Here is a 19,839-nt window from a genome sequence, read left to right on the forward strand (position 1 = left end):
ACGGGATATGGGCAAATGACCTCTTCTAGGCAACCTCGCACCCAATGGCTAGGCCGCTGGGGGTTTATGTTGGCGGCCACCGGTTCGGCGGTGGGGCTAGGCAATATCTGGAAATTCCCCTACATGACTGGGGAGTTTGGCGGCGGCGCCTTCGTGCTGGTCTATCTAACGTGCATCTTTGCCGTGGGTGTGCCGGTGATGATGGTCGAAATCGCGTTTGGTCGGCGGGGACGTGGTAGCCCGGTGGATGCCATACGGCGCGTGGTCAATGAGTCTGGCCGTTCATCGGCCTGGTCGTTGATTGGTTGGATGGCCATGCTCTGCGGCTTTATGATCCTGTCGTTTTACGTGGTGGTGGCGGGCTGGTCGTTCTCGTATCTGTGGAAGATGCTGACCGGGGGCTCGCGGGCAGCAGCGTTGATGAGATGGCCGCTGTGTTCGGGGCCAATAACGCCAATCCGCTGAACCTCGGTTTCTGGAGCACCCTGGTTACGCTGGCCACCATGTTGATCGTGGGTAAAGGCGTGCAGCAGGGAATCGAGAAGAGCGTTAGCTGGATGATGCCGGGGCTGGTGATCATGCTGGTGGTGTTGATTGGCTTTGGTATGTTTTCCGGTGGCTTTGGCGCTGCGGTTAACTTTCTGTTCTCCTTCAATGCGGGCAGCCTCTCTAGCGAAGGCCTGCTGGCAGCGCTGGGTCATGCGTTTTTCACCCTCTCGCTGGCCTCTGGAGCGATTCTGACCTACGGCAGCTACTTGCCTAAAGACGCCTCTATTGGCCGCACCACGGTGAGTGTGGCGGTGGCGGATACCGTTGTTGCCTTGATGGCGGGGCTTGCGATCTTCCCGGTTATTTTCGCCAATGGCATGAACCCCGGCGAAGGCCCAGGGCTAATTTTTATGAGCCTGCCGCTGGCTTTCCAGGCGATGCCGCTGGGCACCCTGTTTGGCATTCTGTTCTTTCTGATGCTCTCTATGGCAGCGCTGACCTCTTCGATCTCTATGGTCGAAGCCACGGTTTCCTGGCTGTGCGACAACAAAGGTATCTCGCGTTCGGCAGCCGCCTGGGGCACCGGTATTGTGCTGTGGTTGATTAGCACACTGGCGATGCTGTCGTTTAACCTGGGCGCGGATTGGACACTGGCCGGTAAGAACTTCTTTGACTGGCTGGATTATTTAACCTCGCGCTGGATGATGCCGTTGGGTGGCCTGGGCACGGTAGTGGTAGCGGGGTTTGTGCTGAAAAGCGAGACCTTCCGCGACGAGCTGGGGCTTGCCCCCTTGTCTTATGCGCTGTGGCTAACCATGGTGCGCTACGTTAGCCCGCTGGGCATTGTGGTGATTTTTGTCGACGCGCTGGGCGTTTATCAGGTCTCGTTTGCGGCTCACTGGCCCTGGTTGCTGGGGATTCTGTTTACCATGGTCGCGCTTGGAGAAACCTTAAGCCCGCGGCTGCGTACTGCGCTTAGCGCTGGTTAACGCCTGCTGTTTTTTCTGCTTCTCTTTCTGCTTTGCCTCGGCGGCGGCGACTGCGCCGGGGTGAGTGCCCACTTTCATCAACTCGTCCCAGCGCGTGGTATAGCGGTCTGAGCGGTGGGCGCAGCGCAGTTGCCAAGCAGCAGGGGCATCCGTCATACCAAAGCTGATAGTGCCTTGCCCCATGCGCTGGTTGATCTGATCCACGGTTGCCATTAAAAACGGATGGCGATCACGGACTGGCGGATGCAGCAGCGAAAGCTGGTGCTGCTCTGCATCCACTAAATCCAGCAGCATCACGCCAGCTTTCATGAACTGGTAGCGGGGGCGATGAATCTGCTCAAGGCCTTGGCGTACGGCATCAAGGATCACCCGGGTATCGTCGCTGGGTGAGGGCAGGGCGATCAGCGCCTGCGGGAAGTATTGCAACTGATCGCGGCGATGACGGTTAGTGTTGAGAAATACCATCACCGCACGAGCTAAGCTACGTTGCTCGCGAAGTTTTTCAGCGCTGCGCTGGGCGTGGCGCCGCAGTGCATTATGTACTTCTGCAAAAACGCCGGTGGGCTGGCCGAAAGAGCGCGAGGTCATAATGCGTTGGCGCGGTTGATCCAGGGCGTTCATCTCCATACAAGGCGTGCCACGCAGCTCGAGCGCGGTGCGCGCCAGCACCACAGAGAAGCGCTTGCGCAACTGCTTGTCGTCGCTTTGACGCAAGTCCCAAGCGGTGGTCACGCCGCCAATCGCTAAGCGCCCGGCAAGCCGATGGCCGACGCCCCACACGCTGCCCACCGGCGTACGTTTGAGCAGCGCCTGCGTCGTGTGATCTTGTCCATTAAGCAGGCAAACGCCTTGGTAATGTGGGTCTTGCTTGGCAAGGTGATTGGCTAATTTGGCGAGCGTGTGGGTGGGTGCCAGCCCAACACACACCGGTAACCCTAAATGGCGGCGAATACGATGGTGCAATTCTCGCCCCAGCCTCTCACACTGCTCTGTGGTTAATCCTTCCAGGTAGACGAACATTTCATCTATTGAGTAGGGCGCAATTGCAGGGCAGGCATCGCGTAGTAGTTGGGTCAGCCGTGCCGACATATCTCCGTAGAGTTCATAGTTAGACGACAGCAGGTGGATCTCGCCGCGCTGACGCATTTCTTCAAGCTTGAAGGCTGGCGCACCCATAGGGATACCCAGCGCTTTTAACTCGGCGGAGCGGGCGATGACACAGCCGTCGTTGTTCGACATTACCCCCACGGGCCTACCTTCCAGCTTGGGCTGAAAAACCCGCTCGCAGCTGACGTAGAAGTTGTTGGCATCGACTAGACCGATCATCGCAAGTACTCGTGCACGACGGCGCGCACTACCCCCCATAGCTGGCAGTCGCTGCCTTCAAGTGGCAGTGGCGGATAGTTAGGATGTGTTGAGCACAGGTGCGGCGTTCCCCGATAGAGCGCATAGCGTTTAATTAGGGCCTCGCCCTCTAGCATAGCGACCAGAATATGTCCCAGTTGCGGTTCAATACTGCGATCAACCACCAGCAAATCACCCTCAAAAATTCCCCAACCCTCCATGCTGTCGCCGGTGGCGGTGACATAAAACGTCTCAGTAGGGTTTTTAACCAGCCGTGTGTTGAGATCCAGCGTGCATGGCTCGTAATCCTGGGCTGGCGAAGGAAAGCCACTAAAACCAGCGCGGCCACAAGGCTGCGGCTGAGAGGTTAACGGCAAGGCAGGGGTAAAGTGAGAAGACTGGCCCGGCATCGTCGGCATCCTGGTGCTTAAAATATTGTATAAATATACAGTATTTTGCATGGCGAAGGAAAACGCAAATTGACGCCCCCTGAGATCGCTTCATTGTGTTCGCGATGACACTTTCTCTGTCATTACATGAATCACGCTCATGCAAGACCTGACGAGGATGCGATGAAAGTCGCGTCAGGCTGCGTTATGATAGCGCCCTCGCTTCTTCCATGATGACCCTTTCTCGTTACGAGGTTCCCGCCGATGTTCAGCCGCGATATGACAATTGCCGGATTTGATGATGTGCTGTTTGATGCCATGCAGAAAGAAGTGGAGCGCCAAGAGGCCCACATCGAACTGATCGCTTCCGAAAACTACGCCAGCCCCGCGTACTCGAAGCTCAGGGCAGCCAGCTGACCAATAAATACGCTGAGGGCTACCCCGGTAAGCGCTACTACGGCGGCTGTGAGTTCGTCGATATCGCTGAAAACCTGGCCATTGATTACGCCAAAGAGCTGTTCGGCGCCACCTACGTGAACGTTCAGCCCCACTCAGGCTCGCAAGCCAACAGCGCGGTGTTCCAAGCGCTGGTTAAGCCAGGCGATACCATTTTAGGTATGAGCCTGGATGCGGGCGGCCACCTGACCCACGGTGCCAAGCCTAATTTTTCTGGCAAACACTACAACGCCATTCAGTACGGTCTGGATGAGCAGGGGTTAATTGATTACGATCAAGTGGCTCAGCTTGCTCGCGAGCACAAGCCCAAAATGATCATCGCCGGCTTCTCAGCCTATTCACAAATTGTTGATTGGGCCAAGTTCCGTGAAATCGCCGATGAAGTAGGCGCTTACTTACTCGTTGATATGGCCCACGTCTCTGGTCTGGTCGCGGCAGGCGTATACCCCAGCCCCTTGCCCCATGCCCATGTGGTCACCTCCACCACCCACAAAACCCTACGCGGCCCCCGCAGTGGCGTGATTCTCTCAGCGGAAAACGACGCTGATATCGAGAAGAAGCTGCAGTCAGCGGTTTTCCCCGGCGGCCAGGGTGGCCCCTTGATGCACGTAATCGCCGCCAAAGCGATCTGCTTCAAAGAGGCTATGGAGCCCGAGTTCAAAACCTACCAGCAGCAGGTAGTTAAGAACGCTCAGGCAATGGCCAAGGTGTTTATCGATCGCGGTTACGACATCGTCTCTGGTGGTACCGAAGACCACCTCTTCCTGCTTTCGCTGATTAAGCAGGGCGTAACGGGCAAAGATGCCGATGCTGCTTTGGGTCGTGCTCATATCACCGTGAACAAGAACGCTGTTCCTAACGACCCGCAAAGCCCGTTTGTCACCTCTGGCCTGCGTATTGGCACCCCGGCGGTGACCACGCGCGGTTTCAGTGAACAAGAGTGTAGTACGTTGGCAGGTTGGATCTGTGACATTCTGGACGTACTGGCCAAGGGCGAAGACACCAGCGCCATCGAAACCCAGGTGTTGGATAAAGTGGCCGAGGTTTGTGCGCGGCTTCCGGTTTATAAATAAGCAGCTGTAACCATTCTCCTTGGCAAAGGATAGCCACAAAGAACGGGCGGCCGTTAGGGTCGCCCGTTTTTTTGTGGCTTAACGGTAATGCTAGCTAGGGTTTCCGAGAGCTGCCAATCTTTGCTTGCGTCGATGTTAGTACTTGAAATGTGGACAAACTGTAGAAGTGTGAGTGCACAGGTCAGTCTGATGTCTTGGTTGAACTTGACTTACGCAAATGTGCTCGAATGGTCTTCAGGCTCGGCTGGCCTATTGTGCTAGCTCAATGAGTTAGTAAGCGATCCAGAACGGGATGTCATTCTGATTGGCTTAGCAGGGTTAGGGGGAGTATGATGCTGCTTGGCTAACTAAATGGTCTAAACTAGTTGGATAATCATGGACTTACCTGCTCCCCATGACCAGTGCTCTCAACGCCCCTACCCTAGACAGGGGCGTTTCTGTTATGCTGCCGCGATTAATCTTCGCGTGACTTCTTTGATTCAACGGTGACCCTTCCATGGCAAAGCAACAGGAAGCAACGGATCTGCAGCGTGCATTAAGCGCCTGTAAAGGTTCGTTTGTATCGGTGGGCTTTTTTAGCATGTTTGTTAACCTGCTGATGCTTGTTCCTCCGATGTATATGCTCCAGGTGTACGATCGCGTCCTCAGCACGCAAAGTCTCGACACTCTGATTATGTTGACGCTCGTCGTCGTGTTCTTATTTTTGGTGATGGGGGGGCTCGAACTTGTTAGGTCAAGGATGTTGGTTAGGATTGGTAACCGCTTAGATACCACTATCAACCAGCGGCTTTATAGTGCCATGTTCCGACGCAGTTTAGTCGCGCAGGGATCCCAAAGCGCTCAGCCTCTCAATGATTTGACTAGTTTGAGGCAATTTCTAACTGGTAACGGTTTATTTGCTTTCTTTGACGCCCCATGGGTGCCCATTTATTTGGGTATTTTGTTTATTTTCCATCCATGGCTTGGGGTATTTGCTACTTGTGCTGGCATTATTTTATTCGCGCTGGCGGTGGCTAACGAAAAATCTACTAAGAACCTGCTAGCTGAAGCTAATAGCGAGCAGATTCAAGCGCAAAATCTGGCTAATTCTAATTTAAGGAATTCAGAAGTGCTGCATGCTATGGGCATGCTCCCTGGGATTATGGGGCGTTGGTCAAAGCGCCACCATGAATTTCTTGCTAAACAGTCACAAGCTAGTGATCGTGCAGGCGCATTGACGAATACGTCTAAAGTAATGCGCTTACTGTTTCAGTCATTAATTCTTGGTCTAGGTGCTTTCTTAGTACTCGAAGGTGAAATGTCCCCAGGTATGATGATTGCAGGTTCTATCCTTATGGGGCGGGCGTTGGCTCCAATTGACCAAATGATAGGCGGATGGAAGGGGTTTGTATCCGCGCGTGGTGCCTATAGCAGGTTAAATGAGCTACTGACGCAAATACCCGATGAACAGCGCCACATGTCATTGCCGCCTCCCCAAGGGGTTGTGGATGTTGAAAACGTTGCTGCTGCTCCTCCCGGAAGCCGTATGGCGACCATTCGTGGTATTAATTTTAGTGTCGCGAAAGGTGAGCATATCGGCATTATCGGCCCCAGCGCTGCAGGCAAATCAACGCTCGCTCGTGTATTGCTGGGCATATGGCCGACTCAAGTGGGCGATGTACGGCTTGATGGTGGGGAAATTAATCAATATAACCGTGATGAGCTCGGCCCCTTTATTGGTTACCTACCACAAGATATCGAGCTGTTTGATGGCACTATCAGTGAAAATATCGCCCGCTTTGGCAATGTCGATCCAGGAAAAGTTGTTACAGCTGCTAAAAAAGCGGGCGTTCATGAAATGGTATTGGAGCTCTCTAATGGTTACGACACCATTATTGGTTCTAACAGCGGGGCGCTCTCTGGTGGTCAGCGTCAGCGCTTAGGTCTAGCACGTGCTTTATACGGTAATCCTGTCTTCGTGGTTTTAGATGAACCCAATGCAAACTTAGATGATGCTGGTGAGCGAGCGCTAAGCCAGGCAATCGCTCAATTAAAGGCTGAAGGCACAACGTTGTTTGTAATAAGTCATCGAACCAGCGTACTAAAAAATATGGATAAGCTACTGGTCATGAAAGAAGGTCAAATGAATATGTTTGGCCCTCGAGATGAAGTGCTTGCCCAGTTCGCTAAAAAATCACGCCCCCAGGTGAACCAGCAAAGCGCTGCCCGTCTTTCTGCCATAGCAGGCGGTCGTGGTGCTGGAAATGGCAATGAGGAGTCGTAATATGAGCAATCAAAAAGACCAGCTCCCAGCCAAGCAAGAAATCGACGTAACGCCGCAGGGGCCAACCACCATTGACGGAGAAGCTCAAGAAAAGCTGCCTACTAGTGATAAAGGCTACCGTAAGCTCGGTTACGCTATTTTAGGTATAGCGCTTGGCGGGTTTATTCTCTGGTCTGTGACAGCTTCATTAGCTGTGGCTGTTGTGGCCCCTGGTAATGTCTCCATGGAGTCTTTTAAACGCACGGTTCAGCATCTTGAGGGCGGTATTGTTCGGGAACTGTTGGTGCAAGATGGTGATAAAGTAGAAGCTGGTCAGCCTCTGGTGGTATTGAGCGACACTCAAGTGCGCTCGCAGTTGGAGATTGCACAGTCGCAATACTATATCAACCGTGCGATGGAAGCGCGTCTACTGGGCAGAACAGCAAGGAACCGAAACACTGGAACTGCCGGAAGAGCTTATGTCAATTGACGATGACAGAGTCCAGCAAGTGACGGCTGTTCAACAAAGCCTATTCCACGCGCGACGTCAATCGCTGCAAAGCAGCTTAAACGCCATGGATCAACAGATCATTCAAATGCGAGAGCAGATCGATGGTCTTGAATCACGGATAAGTGTCAATAATCAGCGTATTGGCTCACTACGTTCTGAGGCAGAAGATTTTCGCTCCCTCTACCGGGAAGGACTGGGTGATAATCAGCGTCTGCGTGAGCTGGAGCGCCAAGTATTACAGTACGAAGGCGAGAATGCAGAGTTTCAATCTAATATTGCTCAGCTTCGTTCGCAAATCAGCGAAAACCGCATGCAAAAAGAAACTACTTTGCAAGAGTTTCAAGCCGAAGTAGGTGAGAAACTACGCGATGCCCAAGCACAAATAGCAGAGGCAGAAGAACGTATTATAGCGCTGACTGACCAAGTCAACCGTACTGTTGTGAGTGCTCCAGTGTCAGGCACTGTAGTTGGACGTCAAGTGCATACGGTCGGCGCCGTTATTCGCGCCGGTGATCCTATTATGGAGATAGTACCTTCCGGCGACGGCTTTGTAATTGAAGCCCGAGTACCCACGCGCGATATAGACAACCTGTTTATTGGTCAGCTCGCTGAAATTCGGTTTTCCGCTTTTAATCAGCGGTTAACAAGCATTATTGACGGTGAAATTATTCATATCAGTGCCGATAGTTTTGAGGATGAGGCAACAGGTCAGCGTTATTATAAAACGCGTATACGTGTAACAGAACAAGGGCAAGAAGACATGACCGAGCAAATGCATCTGCTTTCAGGTATGCCGGCCGAGGTCATGATTCGTACCGGTGAACGCACTTTTGCTAGCTACATCGCCAAGCCTGTTACCGACATGTTAGCCCGCGCTATCAGGGAGGACTAATGATACGGACGCCATGTTTTACCCTAAGTACACTGGCACTTGCAGTCTTGCTTTTAAGCCAATCTGCGTTAGCACAAAACGATGTGCCTGCTGATCAGCAGGCTCTAACCGAGCTGCAGGCGCTGGCAAATGCAGAAGCGCAGCCCCACGTTTTACCATCACTACCAGGCCTATTTGTTAGGGCATTACGCCACGATTCAGATCTGACGCGCCAGCGGTATGAGCTCGATGCCACTCGCGAAGAAATACCTATGGCACGTTCCCAACTGCTACCGCGAATTAGCGCTTCAGGCGGCTACTTATGGCAAGATTCAACGAATATACAAACTTCACCGGACGATTTTGGTTTAGATCAGCCTGCGCAGCGTCCGGGGGAGATTGACGAAACTTACTACCAAGTTCAGCTACAGCAACCGCTATTTAGCCTAGAACGCTGGCGTAAAATGGGAGTTGCTGATGCCCAAGTAAGTGCTGCTGAGTTACAGCTAGCCGTTCTTGAGCAAGAGATGGCGCTTCAAGTTAGCGAAGCCTATATTAAAGCCTATTTAGCGGCGCAGCGATTAGGACTCTTAGAATCTCAGCAAGATTCTCTCGACCTGCAAGTACGTCAAGCAAGTCGAGCATTCGACTTAGGCGTTGGCAATCGTGTTGATTTGCTCGAAGCCCAGTCGAGATATGACCAAGCGGTATCTGACGCGGTTGAAGCTGAGAATGAGTTAGATAACGCGCTTAGCGAATTAGAACGACTTACCGGAGTGACGCCAAGGTTTCAAGGCACTGCCCCTGGTGAGCTGACCACTGTAACCCTCAATGGCGATATTGGTGAGCCTGATGAGTGGATATCCCGTACTGGCCAAAATTTAAATGTTCTGTTGGCCCAGCAAGAGCAGGAAATCGCGCAAGCTGATACAAGCGTAAGGCGTTCAGGCTACTATCCTGAGGTAAATCTGAGTCTGAGCTATTCAGACCGAACCAGTGACGATGAACTGCGGGAAAGTGAAGACTATAGGGCAAACGTTGAACTTAGCGTGCCTATTTATCGGGGCGGCTATACTAATGCCAGCGTTCGACAAGGCGAAAAGCGTATTGAAGCTGGGTTGGCTGCCATTGACAATGAGCGCAATCTCGCTGTCCAAGAGGTACGCCAACGGATAAGGTCGCTTAATGGCGGTGAACGCCGCCTGGAAGCACTAAATCAAGCTATTTCGTCCAGCCAGCTATTCCTGGAAGCCGCTGAACGCGGCGAGCAATTAGGGCTGAGAGACCTGGTGGATGTGCTTGATGCACGAGCAAGTCTGTATGATCAGCGGATTAAGTATGTCGACACAGTCGGCGACTACGCTCTTGATATGCTCGCACTCCATACTGCTGTAGGCAGTTTAGAGAGCGACGACCTAGATCATATCATGGAGCTACTAGCGTCGTTGTCTACTTCATCGCAGGTAGCGCAGTAGTCAAGCAACTATTATGGCCGCTATAAAAACAAGCCAAGGCAGTGAATGGTTACGGCGTGGAATGCGATGCTTTGATGCAGCTGTAGCGATTATTATTTCGCTTGCCACGCTCTGGTTAATGCCTAATGTCCGTGTGGATGGGCATGATTATCTGTTTCTTATTCTAATTGGTAGCCTTTTACTGCCTGCGGTGGGGGAACTGCTAGGTCTCTACCATCCCTGGCGTGGCAGAAGCCTATACACCATGTTGGGAGTCTATTCTTTAAGCTGGGTGGTGACTATCGCGCTAATTAGCCTTTTATTAGTTGCCACGCAAAGCACTCAATATTTTTCTCGTTTGTGGATGGGAAACTCAGCATTGGGCGTTTTAGTGTCAGGCATGACCACACGCATGGCACTTTATATCTATCTACGCAGTTTAAGAGCGCGTGGCGCCAATATTAAACGCGTATTGCTGATTGGACACCAAAGCAATATCAAACGAATAGAAAGCCGTTTGCATAGCATGCCCTATGCCGGTTATGGCATCAAAGATGCCTACGAAGACGATAATAGCAGCACATTCATAGACACAATTACGGCGTTAACTGCTCAATATGCCTTTGAGCGTGATTTTGATGAGATTTGGCTCAGCTACCCACTGAGTGATGGCGAAAAGGTCAGGCGACTTTCTGCAAGCTTGATTGGTATACCCGTTAATGTGCGTTACTTTCCTGATTTAACAGATATACGTCTGCTGAATCACCGTATGGCGCAAGTTGTAGGTCTTTACTCCCTAGAACTAAATTACAGCCCGCTTGATAGTGCACCACTGCGGCTATTGAAATCTATAGAAGATTATCTCCTAGGTGCTCTCATATTTATTGTATTTTTACCGGTAATCTTAGCTGTTGCTGGGCTGGTGAAGTGGAAAATGGGAGGGCCTGTACTCTTCAAGCAGTACCGACATGGCATTGATGGAAAGCGTTTTCGAATTTATAAATTTCGCACTATGAGCTTGCATCATGCCAAACACACCCAACAAGCACGTTATGGCGACCCACGGATTACTCCATTAGGAGCTTTTTTGCGAAGTACTAGTCTAGATGAGTTACCTCAGCTTTATAACGTACTCCAAGGTCGTATGTCGCTGGTGGGTCCTCGCCCTCATGCCATGGATCACAACGAATATTACAAAGATGTCATAGAAGACTATATGCAACGTCACCGGGTAAAACCCGGAATTACAGGATGGGCACAGGTTCATGGTTGGGGGTAATACGGAAAAACTCAATGATATGAAAAAGCGAGTAGAGTACGATCTTTACTATATTGATAATTGGTCGTTAGGATTAGATATAAAGATTTTGGCTATGACGATTTTGAAAGGTTTCGTGAACCAAAAGCCATAGGGTATATGCCCATTGCTAGTGAGTTTCATAAATGAATTTTTCTTGGCAAAAAGTGATATCAAAAGCTGTGAACTTGTCTTGTTTCAGACTTGTTGAATATAAGGTAAATTCATTATCTCTTGGCACAGTAAGGTGTACCCCAGTCATGGGGTAGAAGATAACGCTGCTTGATGATTAGTTCCTAGGGTTCCAATAAGAAGTATGCATTGAAAGTATCGGTTTAATCCAAGCAGGTAGGTGTTTTTCTAGACGCCCTAAACGATAACCGAGATATTTCAAACTTGTGCGCACTATCACTTCTGGCAGCCTGTGGAATGCTTTTTTAGCAGTATAACCTAGCTCGGACACCACAAAGCGTATGCCTTCTCCTTCAGCGTTCCCTAGCCACTCTAATAGCCACGCCTCACGATGATGAAGAACGCCAATATCGAAGTAGCGACGAAATTCTTCGAGCAACGAGTAGTTATGGGAATGAAGGACACAGGCCTGAGAGCAGTAGGCCAGTTTCCACCCCCCTTTTAATAATCTTGCGCCGGCAATCATATCTTCACTCAGAATGGTCTTTTCAGGGAAACCATCAACAGCTAGTAAGGCATCACGTCGGTAGGCGGTAAAGGAGTTAGATAAAAATGCTGCTTTAATACCTAAATTAGGGATGTCCCCTTTATCTACCACACGCGATTGGGCAGGGTAATTAAAATAGCGGGCGTGTGCTGCAATTGGTGTGGCCTCTAAATGGGGTAACTGCCGGCCAAACGCCGCTCCGATACAAGGATCCTCAAAAGCTTTTACTAACTGAATGAGCGCACTGGGGTCGTCGACTAGTGCATCCTGGGTAAGGAAAATAATAATATCACAATCACGTAAATAACTAAGAGCCCACTGACGGGTGCCGCCATGGTCAAAGTCACAGCGCTGAATAGGAACAACTTCCCAGCCATATTCATGAGCAAGTGCCGGCGTGCCGTCAATTGAGCTTGAATCAATTACTAGCTTTCTGCAAGCCATTCCACAGGCTGCATTCGTCTTAGCCAACCAGTCACGCCAATCTTTACCAGCGTTCAGAGTAGGCACACATACACCCCAAGATAAATTTTTTTCCGCCATGATGGTTTATGACTCTTTCAGCAGACGGCTTTTAACTTTGCGCTGCAAGCCCGCTGGCACATGTCGAGATAGTTCTCGTAAAAATGGTTGTGCCCTAAGCCAATAGAGCATGGATACTAAGGCTTTGCGTGCTCGCATAGCCTTAGTATCAGGATGAGAGGCATGAGCTTGCCATTGAGAGGGCAAACTGGGCAGTTTGTTATTTGGAATAGCAGCATCTATATCAACAGCATATTGTTGTGCATAAAAAGGGGTAGGAATAGTAGGCCATGATGTATGTTCGGCTGCCGTTGAGCCAACGGCACATTCGGGGCGTTGTGCAAAAGAAGAGAACCAATGACACCACTGGTTAGGGGTGCTATCCCACTCCAGTAGCCACGAGTGCGGACGCGCGTTCAGACGCTCTGGTAAAGCGCCAATATTGGTAGCCACAATGGGCAAGCCGAGCGCCAAGCAGGTACTCAGTGTGTAGCTATAAGTTTCCGGCCATAAAGGCGGAAACCAAGCAATATGTGGCCGCCACTCATTCAGTAATGTAGGTAATTCATCGTCTTGGTAAGCGCCTGTTACTGAGAGGTTTTTGAGTGGTTTAAAGGCACGATAAGCAAAACCAAAGAGCCGGAACTCAACGCTTAAGCCCAGTTTGGCTGCTTGAGCGGCAACATCCTCTAATACATCCGCACCTTTAATAGCCGAAAGAGCGCCGATGACGGCCACCCGCAGTGGCTCGTGCATTTCAGGTGGTTGCCAAGCAGGGGGGGGATACGTATCGTTTTCTTGATCAGGGTGGACTGCAACCTTTATATCCAGATTTGGAATGTAGCGCTTTATCCGCGCTGAAGTATCTTGGCTGGGGGTAATAACACGATCACTCGCAAGTAGCCACTCAGCATGTCGCTCGCGCCATTCAGTAATACTACTGCCATCAGGAGCTGGCTGCTGAGCCAAGCAGCGCTGGCATTGTTGAATTCCTTCTTCTCCACAATAGCGGTTATCATCGCGTGTTAGTGATATTTGCGGACACACTGAGTAATAATCATGCAGCGTCACATCTTGCGGCACCCCTAACCGTTTAGCGAGTTCTAGAATACTGTCATTGAAGCCCAGCCAATGGTGTACGTGAACCCTCACGACCCCAAGTGCTTTAAGCATTTCGACCATTTCATCGAAAGCATCGGGCAGTACATAATCAAGCGTCATCGCTTCTGCTTCGTCTAGCAGAGAAAGCCTAGCTCCGCCTACTGGGCTTGGACGAAGCATTAACCACTCCACCTCATTCACTAGTGTGTCTGCAAGCTCCCGGCAATGGCGTTCTGTTCCCCCACCCCGCTGATGATTAATCATCAATACGCGTGGCTTAGTGCTATTGCGCAAGCGGGCAACATCAATGGCAAGACGTGCTTGTTGAGCAGGATCTTGCTGAATGAACTGATGAACGCGCGCCTCATAATCTGGGTGTAAGGTATGGAGTACCTCTAGCGCGTTAGTGACTCGTTCAGGTTGGCTATCGCCAAAACTAACGCTCCCCTTATGCCAAGCAAAAACATCCAGTGCATGCAGATGACACCATCCTGCTTTTAAAGTGCGCATGCAGAAATCATTTTCTTCACCGTAGCCTTTACCAAAATTATCTTCGTCAAATAGTCCTACTGCGTCTAATGCTTCGCGTCGGATATACATACAAAAACCAATGCCCGTGGGTATCTCAACCGTTTGGCCAGCATTGGTTTGAGCGAAAAGCTGATCCAGTTCCGGTAGCGTATACCCCTCGATTAAAAGGTTGTCTTCGCAGAAACGTGGATAACTACAAATAGTGGCGTTATTCGAAAAAGGTGTAACGCTAGCCGCGGGACGGGTCGTGGGCAGGTAGGCTGCTTTAATCAAGCGATCTAGCCAATCATTGGCAACTTCAGCATCGCTATTGAGTAATACAACATCGGCATTGTGTGAGTAAGCCATGCCACGATTGACGGTTCCCACAAAACCTAGGTTTTGCTCATTTTCTAACAGCACCATAGGCCGTGCCTTTGAGGCTTCTCGCAACCACTCAGTGAGTGCTGCTTCAGGGCTGGCATCGTTAATCACGATGAGTCGATAAGCGTGAGAAGGCTCACTAGCCCAAACGCTTTCCAGGCAGGCGCGTGTCTCCTCTAATCCTTTATAAACAGGAACAATAATGTCCACGGGCCCGGCGGGCTGCTTTTGCTTAGCACTCGCGATAGGCAGTTGGGCGCTAGACGCAGTTTTAGTTGCTGAGAGCAGTGATCGCCCAGAAAAATCTGAACGCATCTGACGCAGCTTGTTTATTATCCAGCGCAGAGGTGCTGTCATACGCATAGAACGTGAGTTAAGCAGGGCGTTAACTTCATTCTGCAGCGTATTGAGCCGGTTTAACGTATTTACATGCGCTTGCTTGAGCGCAGCATACTCTTGTTGTAATGAACTATGTTCTTGCTGGGGAGCCTGATGCTTCTTTCCAGCGTCGGAGGCGATTGGTTCTGGCTCAATATAGCGTTTATGCTCACGCTGCAAAGCATTAAAGCGTTCCCATATGGCACTATGCTCTTTATGCAAAGAAGAGTGTAACTCTTGCAGCTTTTCATAATGCTCACGCAGCTCCTGTAGTTGCCCTAGTCGCTCATGATTTTGCTGATGCAACTTTGCTTCGCTGGCATGCAGTTGCTCAGTATCCCACTCCAATTGCTCAAGGCGGTCTATGAGTGAAGCGAGGCCTTTAGCCAGGTGGTCAGAGTTAACCTTGGGTAACCACTTGCCCCACACAGCACTTCTTGCATCTTGATAGGTGGCAATATCACGCTGTTGAGATAAACCAGAATTGCCTAGCGCCATGCAATATGTCGCGCTGTTGCCAGGTACGTGTATAAAGTCACCTTGTTGAGAAAGCTGCAGCCAAAAATCCCAATCCTCAAGATGAGAGAAGCGCTTATCAAACTGGCAACTCCCTGCTTGAACAGCATCCATCCGAAACAGCACCGCATGGATAGGTAATGTGTTATGAACCAAGAGCTCACCAGGTACCCAGGGGGAATCCATGCTGGTTAGCAACTCACCACCGGATGACTCTAACCGCACACCGCCATAGGCGGCAGGAGCAGCAGGGTAGTCGTTCAACGCTTCCACCAAGCGACGTATATGATGAGGATCAATTAAGTCATCATCGTCAAGAAATAACGCCAAAGGCGTTTGAACCGCCTGCAAGCACATATTTGCAGCGTCGGGCCGCGCCAGCTGTACGCCTGGATCAATCAGCTCGCAACTGACCTTTAAATTGGGCAGGGGGCGGTGCGGCTGTCCTGATGCATTGACTACCACAATATGAAGAGGTGCGTAGTCTTGAGCGTTGGCTGAAACCAGCGCAGAAATAAGGTGGTCGCGATCCATGCTGCGGATAAGCACGCTAACGGCAGGAGTATTTAGACTAAGCGTTGACATAAACTTCCTAAAAGCACGACGCGGTTACCCGCGTCCTAATAAATATTTCAACCGTGAAAGCCACCGCCAACTACGAGTTGCATAAATAGCCTGCAAGGTTCCCTCTGCCTCCTGGCGAGCATGCTGGCAATCCTTAAGCATCTTTTGAAGCACCGCTTTTTCGTTCTGTAGTGAGTCAATGCGATGCGTATATTCTAGCTCAGACTGTTGCAGTGCTTTTTCGCAACGTAAAAGCGCCTGATCTTGGACTGAGGGTAGTGCCATAGTGGCTGACACCGCATCGGCGGGCACTATATGGAAGGCTTCTGCCGCAGTCACGCCAAGACCCAGTGTATAACTACGATACTGATTTAGGCCGGCGATTTGCTCAGCATAACGTTGCTCTGCTAGCTGGGATTCAAAGCACTGCATGGCCTCTGCTTTCAAAGCGCTAACAGATGAAATATCTACCAATTGGTTCGCACTTAAGGGAACCCCAATTTCGTATAAGGCAATCTTTAACAAGGTGTCGCTTTGTTCTACAAAACGCGTGCCAGCTTGGAGTGCCGCGTCACAGGCGGCCCGGTGGTCTGGATGCATCTCCCAACAAGAAGGCGCCAGCAGCAAGTCAGGTTGAAAATCTAATAGCGCATCGAGTAATTGTTGGGTTAGCGCTTCTCGCGCCTCTTCTAATCCACGGTCGATGAACGCCCAATTAACCGGCGCTGGGTAACCCAGTAGTCGGGCGGCCTTCTTAGACTCACATAAACGAAGTGCCGCCTGAGGCCCCTGTGTAGCAATAATCACTTGAATCTCAGAGCCTTGAGCTACCAATTGAGCTAAAGCGCCGCCACACCCAAATACCTCATCATCTGGATGAGGGGCAAGTACCATTACGCGTTCTCCTACCAGAGCGCTTGCATGGTAGGGAACGTACCAAGCTTCTCTCATCGCTATATCCTTATTGTTCACTTTTCAGGGCTAGCGAAAATCCGTATCTCCGCCCATTAACCACCAGCACTCAGCTACTTCCATTCCCTGCGTCAGCCCATTCACCTGGCTACCCGGCACTACTACCTCGGTAGATGTTAATTGTGGCTGGGTGTCGGTAAGATGCTGCGCTACAGAAGGGGTCAGCCATGCGCTTAAATGTTTAGCGCCCAGCCGGGATATAATGTGCTGGGTACATTTAACAACTTCTGGCATAGCCCTTAGAGGGGCAATGATATCCAGTAGTTCGACGGTATCCGCAGTATGTTGACGAACCACACACACACCTAAAGCGCGCTGTGTTATTCGTTCTTTGATTAGCCAGCAAAGATACCCGCGCTCGGGAACATCAAGATAGCGATGCGATAGCCAAGACCAGTCACGAACAGCGACGGCGCATGCCCCTAACCCCTTTACCATATCAGCCCAAAGGGCATCGACTACCGACGCATGATGAGCTTGAATTGGGGTGGCTGTACTGCGAAAGCGGCGTATAACGCGTGCAGGCCAGTGAGCTTCATCTATGCGATCCGTGGCACAGTAAAGCTTTAATGTCTTACCCAGACGGGCATGGCGGGCATGGGGGAAGCCAAAAGCATAGCGGTAAGGGCGGTCTATACCCACTTGCTCGGCAAAAAAAGCCTGCACTACCCGGTAAAATGGGCCCCGGCGCGTCAAGATACCCCGGTAAGCGGGGTCAACCATCACATCGCCCATCTGCACGATAGAGCAGGGGTGACCTTTCACCAGTGCCTTGCGTGGCATGCCTCCATTGAAAGCGATGATGTCACCTTTATGTACACATACTACGCCGGGTGAGGAGGCAAACCTGTACTTCCACTGCCACATCTCAAGCGGCATAGCATGGCCAAATACGCGTTCAAAAAGCGCCAACAAAACCGGTAAATCGCTAGGTTCAGCCCAGCGCGTTTGCCATTCGTTGTTAAACATGGTCGTCTGCACTATTGGGTACAGAGTGCCAACGGTGGGGCAAGCGAACTACGCCCCGCGCGATTCCAGTCTGCGTAACATGGAAGCTACTGACCGGGTCAACCCACTCGTAGCTGTGCAGCCCGCGCTCGCAAAACAGGTAAGCACCTACATGGTACTCACCTTTTAATAGCGCTAGCTGAGGAAAATCAAGCACGACGCTTCCCTCGCCCTGATGGTTGCGCTGAACCTCAACACCGGCTTCCCAGCTACCCGCGCTAGTAACAATTTGTCCAGATGTTGTTGAAATGGTTACCGCAATACCAGGGCAGGGGAGTAACGGGTCGCTGGCAAAACGAATCTTGACGCTAAGCTGGCTTTCTCCGCTAATCACTGCGTTGCGAGCATTAGCAGTTTGGCCGTCAATGGATACTTGCGTGCTTACTAGGCGCGCGCTACCTTGCGGTGAAACGCGTCGCTGGTCTTGAGCAGCGCTTTGACGAACCCCACGCTCTTTTTGCTCGTCGCCGGCTAAAAATTGCTCGTACCGAGGCACCACCAGCGAAGGCGAATCGTCGGCAATCACCTCTCCGCCTTCTATCCATAAAGCGCGATCACACAATGCCTCCACCTGATAGAGCGAATGCGAACAAAATAAAATAGTAGCCCCAGTATCGCGCAGCGCCATAATACGGTCGAACGACTTGCGCGCAAAGGCACCATCACCTACCGAGAGCGCTTCATCGACGACTAAAATATCAGGCTCCACGCTGGTAGCCACGGCGAATGCCAAGCGCACATACATACCACTGGAATAGGTTTTAACTGGCTGGTCTATAAAATCGCCAATGCCAGAAAATTGATGAATTTCTGCAAATTTGGCCTGCACTTCTGCACGGCTCAAACCAGAAATAGCGGCCGACATAAATACATTTTCGCGACCAGTAAACTCCGGATTAAAGCCAGACCCCAGCTCAAGTAACGCTGCAATTTTACCATTGACCTGCAGCCTTCCTCCGCTAGGGGAAAGGGTGTTGCACACTAACTGTAATAACGTCGACTTGCCTGCCCCATTGCGGCCCACTAAGCCAACGACCTCTCCGCGCTGAATGGTTAAGTCTAGGGGCTTTAGGCCACTAATGGTGTCGTATCTTGCGAACCGGGCGAGACCCTTGAATTGTAGCAATAGCCGGTCTAATGGTCGTTGATAGCGGTAAAAGGTTTTACTTACGCCCTCCAAAGCAATAGCTGTTTCAGCGCGGGCTACGGTCGCACTGGGGGTGTCAGAGTACATCAGCAAACCCCCGCGTAGCTTATTAAATACCCAAAAGCCACTAGTCAATAGTAGTGTGGCGACTACCCCCAAACCGGTAATCACTTTAAGGCTGGGCCAGGCGCCCATAAATAGCACATCACGTAATTGGGTAATCAGTAACGCCAAAGGGTTGAGCAAATAAAGGCTTTGCCACTCGGGTGGCACATTGGAAAGAGGGTAAAAAACAGGTGAAAGAAACATCAGCACCGACGTCGCTAGCGCCATGAAGGGACCTAGGTCGCGCAAATAGACGCCTAGTGCTGCTAGCCATAGCGAAATACCCACCAATAAGGCCATAAAGGGTAATAGCACCAAAGGAAGCGCTAGCCAGGTTATATTGCCCCCAACCAAGAAAGCGGTAATGAGCATTAGTAGTACAAGGCTGATCAAAGCCTGAAAGCTCGCCGCCAATACTGATGAAAACGCTAGCAATGATAAAGGGAACACTACCTTGGTAACCAAATTGGGTTGGCCTGTTATCAACACTGGGCCACGGTTGACCACTTCTGCGAACCAGTTGAAGGCCAGGAGGCCGACAAAGACCTGTAAAGCAAAATCCATTTGTGGCGTGCCTGTTGCCTCAACTGGCCATTTCAATTCAAAAAAGCCGTAAAACACCAAGGTGAAGGCAGCCAACATCATAAGAGGTGAAAGCAGAGTCCAGCCTAAGCCCAATAGCGAGCCGCGGTAACGCCCGGCCACATCGCGGCGTGTGAACTGCCATAGTAAATGCAGATGACGTGAAAAAAGGTCGGCAGCCAAAGCATGCTCCAAGGTGAACAAAGGGCGCTATCTTACCCTTAGCGCTACTGGGTGCCAACCAGGCCAGGTAGAA

The 19,839-nt window shown here is 51.0% G+C and carries 13 protein-coding genes and 2 pseudogenes; 8 read left to right on the plus strand and 7 right to left on the minus strand.

Going from position 1 to position 19,839, the window contains the following annotated elements; all coding sequences use genetic code 11:
* Positions 1 to 15: 15 nt before the first annotated feature.
* A pseudogene (locus FDY98_RS07455) lies at positions 16 to 1,478 on the plus strand (sodium-dependent transporter).
* Here the strand turns inward: FDY98_RS07455 and FDY98_RS07460 are convergent.
* A complete protein-coding gene (locus FDY98_RS07460) occupies positions 1,440 to 2,804 on the minus strand; it encodes a Y-family DNA polymerase (RefSeq protein WP_035538499.1) in 1,365 nt (454 codons plus the stop codon). The pseudogene FDY98_RS07455 and the gene FDY98_RS07460 overlap by 39 nt on opposite strands.
* Entirely contained in the window at positions 2,801 to 3,232 is a 432-nt protein-coding gene (locus FDY98_RS07465) for a LexA family protein (RefSeq protein ID WP_022520377.1), read from the minus strand. Before FDY98_RS07465 ends, FDY98_RS07460 begins: the two co-directional genes overlap by 4 nt.
* Before the next feature lie 243 nt (positions 3,233 to 3,475).
* Here FDY98_RS07465 and glyA point away from each other — a divergent pair.
* From glyA to FDY98_RS27380, 7 genes and pseudogenes are all read left to right on the plus strand, one after another.
* Positions 3,476 to 4,740 (plus strand): annotated as a pseudogene (gene glyA / locus FDY98_RS07470) (serine hydroxymethyltransferase).
* 496 nt (positions 4,741 to 5,236) lie between these two features.
* Positions 5,237 to 7,003: a type I secretion system permease/ATPase gene (locus FDY98_RS07475; RefSeq protein ID WP_027959623.1), complete on the plus strand. Its 1,767-nt coding sequence runs from the start codon at positions 5,237 to 5,239 to the stop codon at positions 7,001 to 7,003.
* A gap of 1 nt (position 7,004) precedes the next feature.
* Positions 7,005 to 7,472 (plus strand): biotin/lipoyl-binding protein, encoded by a 468-nt coding sequence (locus FDY98_RS27375; RefSeq protein WP_340146819.1) that lies wholly within the window; start codon positions 7,005 to 7,007, stop codon positions 7,470 to 7,472.
* The gene (locus FDY98_RS07480; RefSeq protein WP_340146820.1) at positions 7,462 to 8,385 is read left to right on the plus strand and encodes an HlyD family type I secretion periplasmic adaptor subunit; all 924 of its coding nucleotides are present in this window, start codon (positions 7,462 to 7,464) and stop codon (positions 8,383 to 8,385) included. The genes FDY98_RS27375 and FDY98_RS07480 overlap by 11 nt, the downstream gene beginning before the upstream one ends.
* Positions 8,385 to 9,839, plus strand: a complete 1,455-nt coding sequence (locus FDY98_RS07485) for a TolC family outer membrane protein (RefSeq protein ID WP_027959621.1) — start codon at positions 8,385 to 8,387, stop codon at positions 9,837 to 9,839. Before FDY98_RS07480 ends, FDY98_RS07485 begins: the two co-directional genes overlap by 1 nt.
* A gap of 13 nt (positions 9,840 to 9,852) precedes the next feature.
* Entirely contained in the window at positions 9,853 to 11,097 is a 1,245-nt protein-coding gene (locus FDY98_RS07490) for an exopolysaccharide biosynthesis polyprenyl glycosylphosphotransferase (RefSeq protein WP_340146821.1), read from the plus strand.
* A gap of 19 nt (positions 11,098 to 11,116) precedes the next feature.
* Positions 11,117 to 11,230: a sugar transferase gene (locus FDY98_RS27380; RefSeq protein WP_340146865.1), complete on the plus strand. Its 114-nt coding sequence runs from the start codon at positions 11,117 to 11,119 to the stop codon at positions 11,228 to 11,230.
* A gap of 174 nt (positions 11,231 to 11,404) precedes the next feature.
* Here FDY98_RS27380 and FDY98_RS07495 read toward each other — a convergent pair whose 3' ends face one another.
* From FDY98_RS07495 to FDY98_RS07515, 5 genes are read right to left on the minus strand one after another with little or no spacing between them, the layout of a single operon-like run.
* Positions 11,405 to 12,337 (minus strand): glycosyltransferase, encoded by a 933-nt coding sequence (locus tag FDY98_RS07495; protein ID WP_027959619.1) that lies wholly within the window; start codon positions 12,335 to 12,337, stop codon positions 11,405 to 11,407.
* Positions 12,338 to 12,343: 6 nt separating this feature from the next.
* The gene (locus tag FDY98_RS07500; protein WP_051430543.1) at positions 12,344 to 15,790 is read right to left on the minus strand and encodes a glycosyltransferase; all 3,447 of its coding nucleotides are present in this window, start codon (positions 15,788 to 15,790) and stop codon (positions 12,344 to 12,346) included.
* A 24-nt stretch (positions 15,791 to 15,814) separates the two neighbouring features.
* On the minus strand, positions 15,815 to 16,741 hold the full coding sequence (locus FDY98_RS07505) for a PIG-L deacetylase family protein (protein ID WP_141441428.1): 927 nt from the start codon (positions 16,739 to 16,741) through the stop codon (positions 15,815 to 15,817).
* Between the two features lie 9 nt (positions 16,742 to 16,750).
* Positions 16,751 to 17,710, minus strand: a complete 960-nt coding sequence (locus tag FDY98_RS07510) for a GNAT family N-acetyltransferase (RefSeq protein ID WP_027959617.1) — start codon at positions 17,708 to 17,710, stop codon at positions 16,751 to 16,753.
* Positions 17,703 to 19,766: an ABC transporter permease gene (locus FDY98_RS07515; protein ID WP_196518198.1), complete on the minus strand. Its 2,064-nt coding sequence runs from the start codon at positions 19,764 to 19,766 to the stop codon at positions 17,703 to 17,705. Before FDY98_RS07515 ends, FDY98_RS07510 begins: the two co-directional genes overlap by 8 nt.
* Between the last annotated feature and the right edge of the window lie 73 nt (positions 19,767 to 19,839).

Origin of the sequence: Halomonas sp. PA16-9 (genome assembly GCF_009728585.1) — a bacterium.
Lineage (GTDB): Bacteria > Pseudomonadota > Gammaproteobacteria > Pseudomonadales > Halomonadaceae > Vreelandella > Vreelandella titanicae.

Bases quoted from the DNA above. Each gene is read 5' to 3' on its own strand.
- FDY98_RS27380 (WP_340146865.1), top strand. From the start codon at position 11,117: ATGAAAAAGCGAGTAGAGTACGATCTTTACTATATTGATAATTGGTCG.
- FDY98_RS27375 (WP_340146819.1), top strand. From the start codon at position 7,005: ATGAGCAATCAAAAAGACCAGCTCCCAGCCAAGCAAGAAATCGACGTA.
- FDY98_RS07490 (WP_340146821.1), top strand. From the start codon at position 9,853: ATGGCCGCTATAAAAACAAGCCAAGGCAGTGAATGGTTACGGCGTGGA.
- FDY98_RS07510 (WP_027959617.1), bottom strand. From the start codon at position 17,710: ATGTTTAACAACGAATGGCAAACGCGCTGGGCTGAACCTAGCGATTTA.
- FDY98_RS07495 (WP_027959619.1), bottom strand. From the start codon at position 12,337: ATGGCGGAAAAAAATTTATCTTGGGGTGTATGTGTGCCTACTCTGAAC.
- FDY98_RS07475 (WP_027959623.1), top strand. From the start codon at position 5,237: ATGGCAAAGCAACAGGAAGCAACGGATCTGCAGCGTGCATTAAGCGCC.
- FDY98_RS07485 (WP_027959621.1), top strand. From the start codon at position 8,385: ATGATACGGACGCCATGTTTTACCCTAAGTACACTGGCACTTGCAGTC.
- FDY98_RS07465 (WP_022520377.1), bottom strand. From the start codon at position 3,232: ATGCCGGGCCAGTCTTCTCACTTTACCCCTGCCTTGCCGTTAACCTCT.
- FDY98_RS07460 (WP_035538499.1), bottom strand. From the start codon at position 2,804: ATGATCGGTCTAGTCGATGCCAACAACTTCTACGTCAGCTGCGAGCGG.
- FDY98_RS07500 (WP_051430543.1), bottom strand. From the start codon at position 15,790: ATGTCAACGCTTAGTCTAAATACTCCTGCCGTTAGCGTGCTTATCCGC.
- FDY98_RS07480 (WP_340146820.1), top strand. From the start codon at position 7,462: ATGTCAATTGACGATGACAGAGTCCAGCAAGTGACGGCTGTTCAACAA.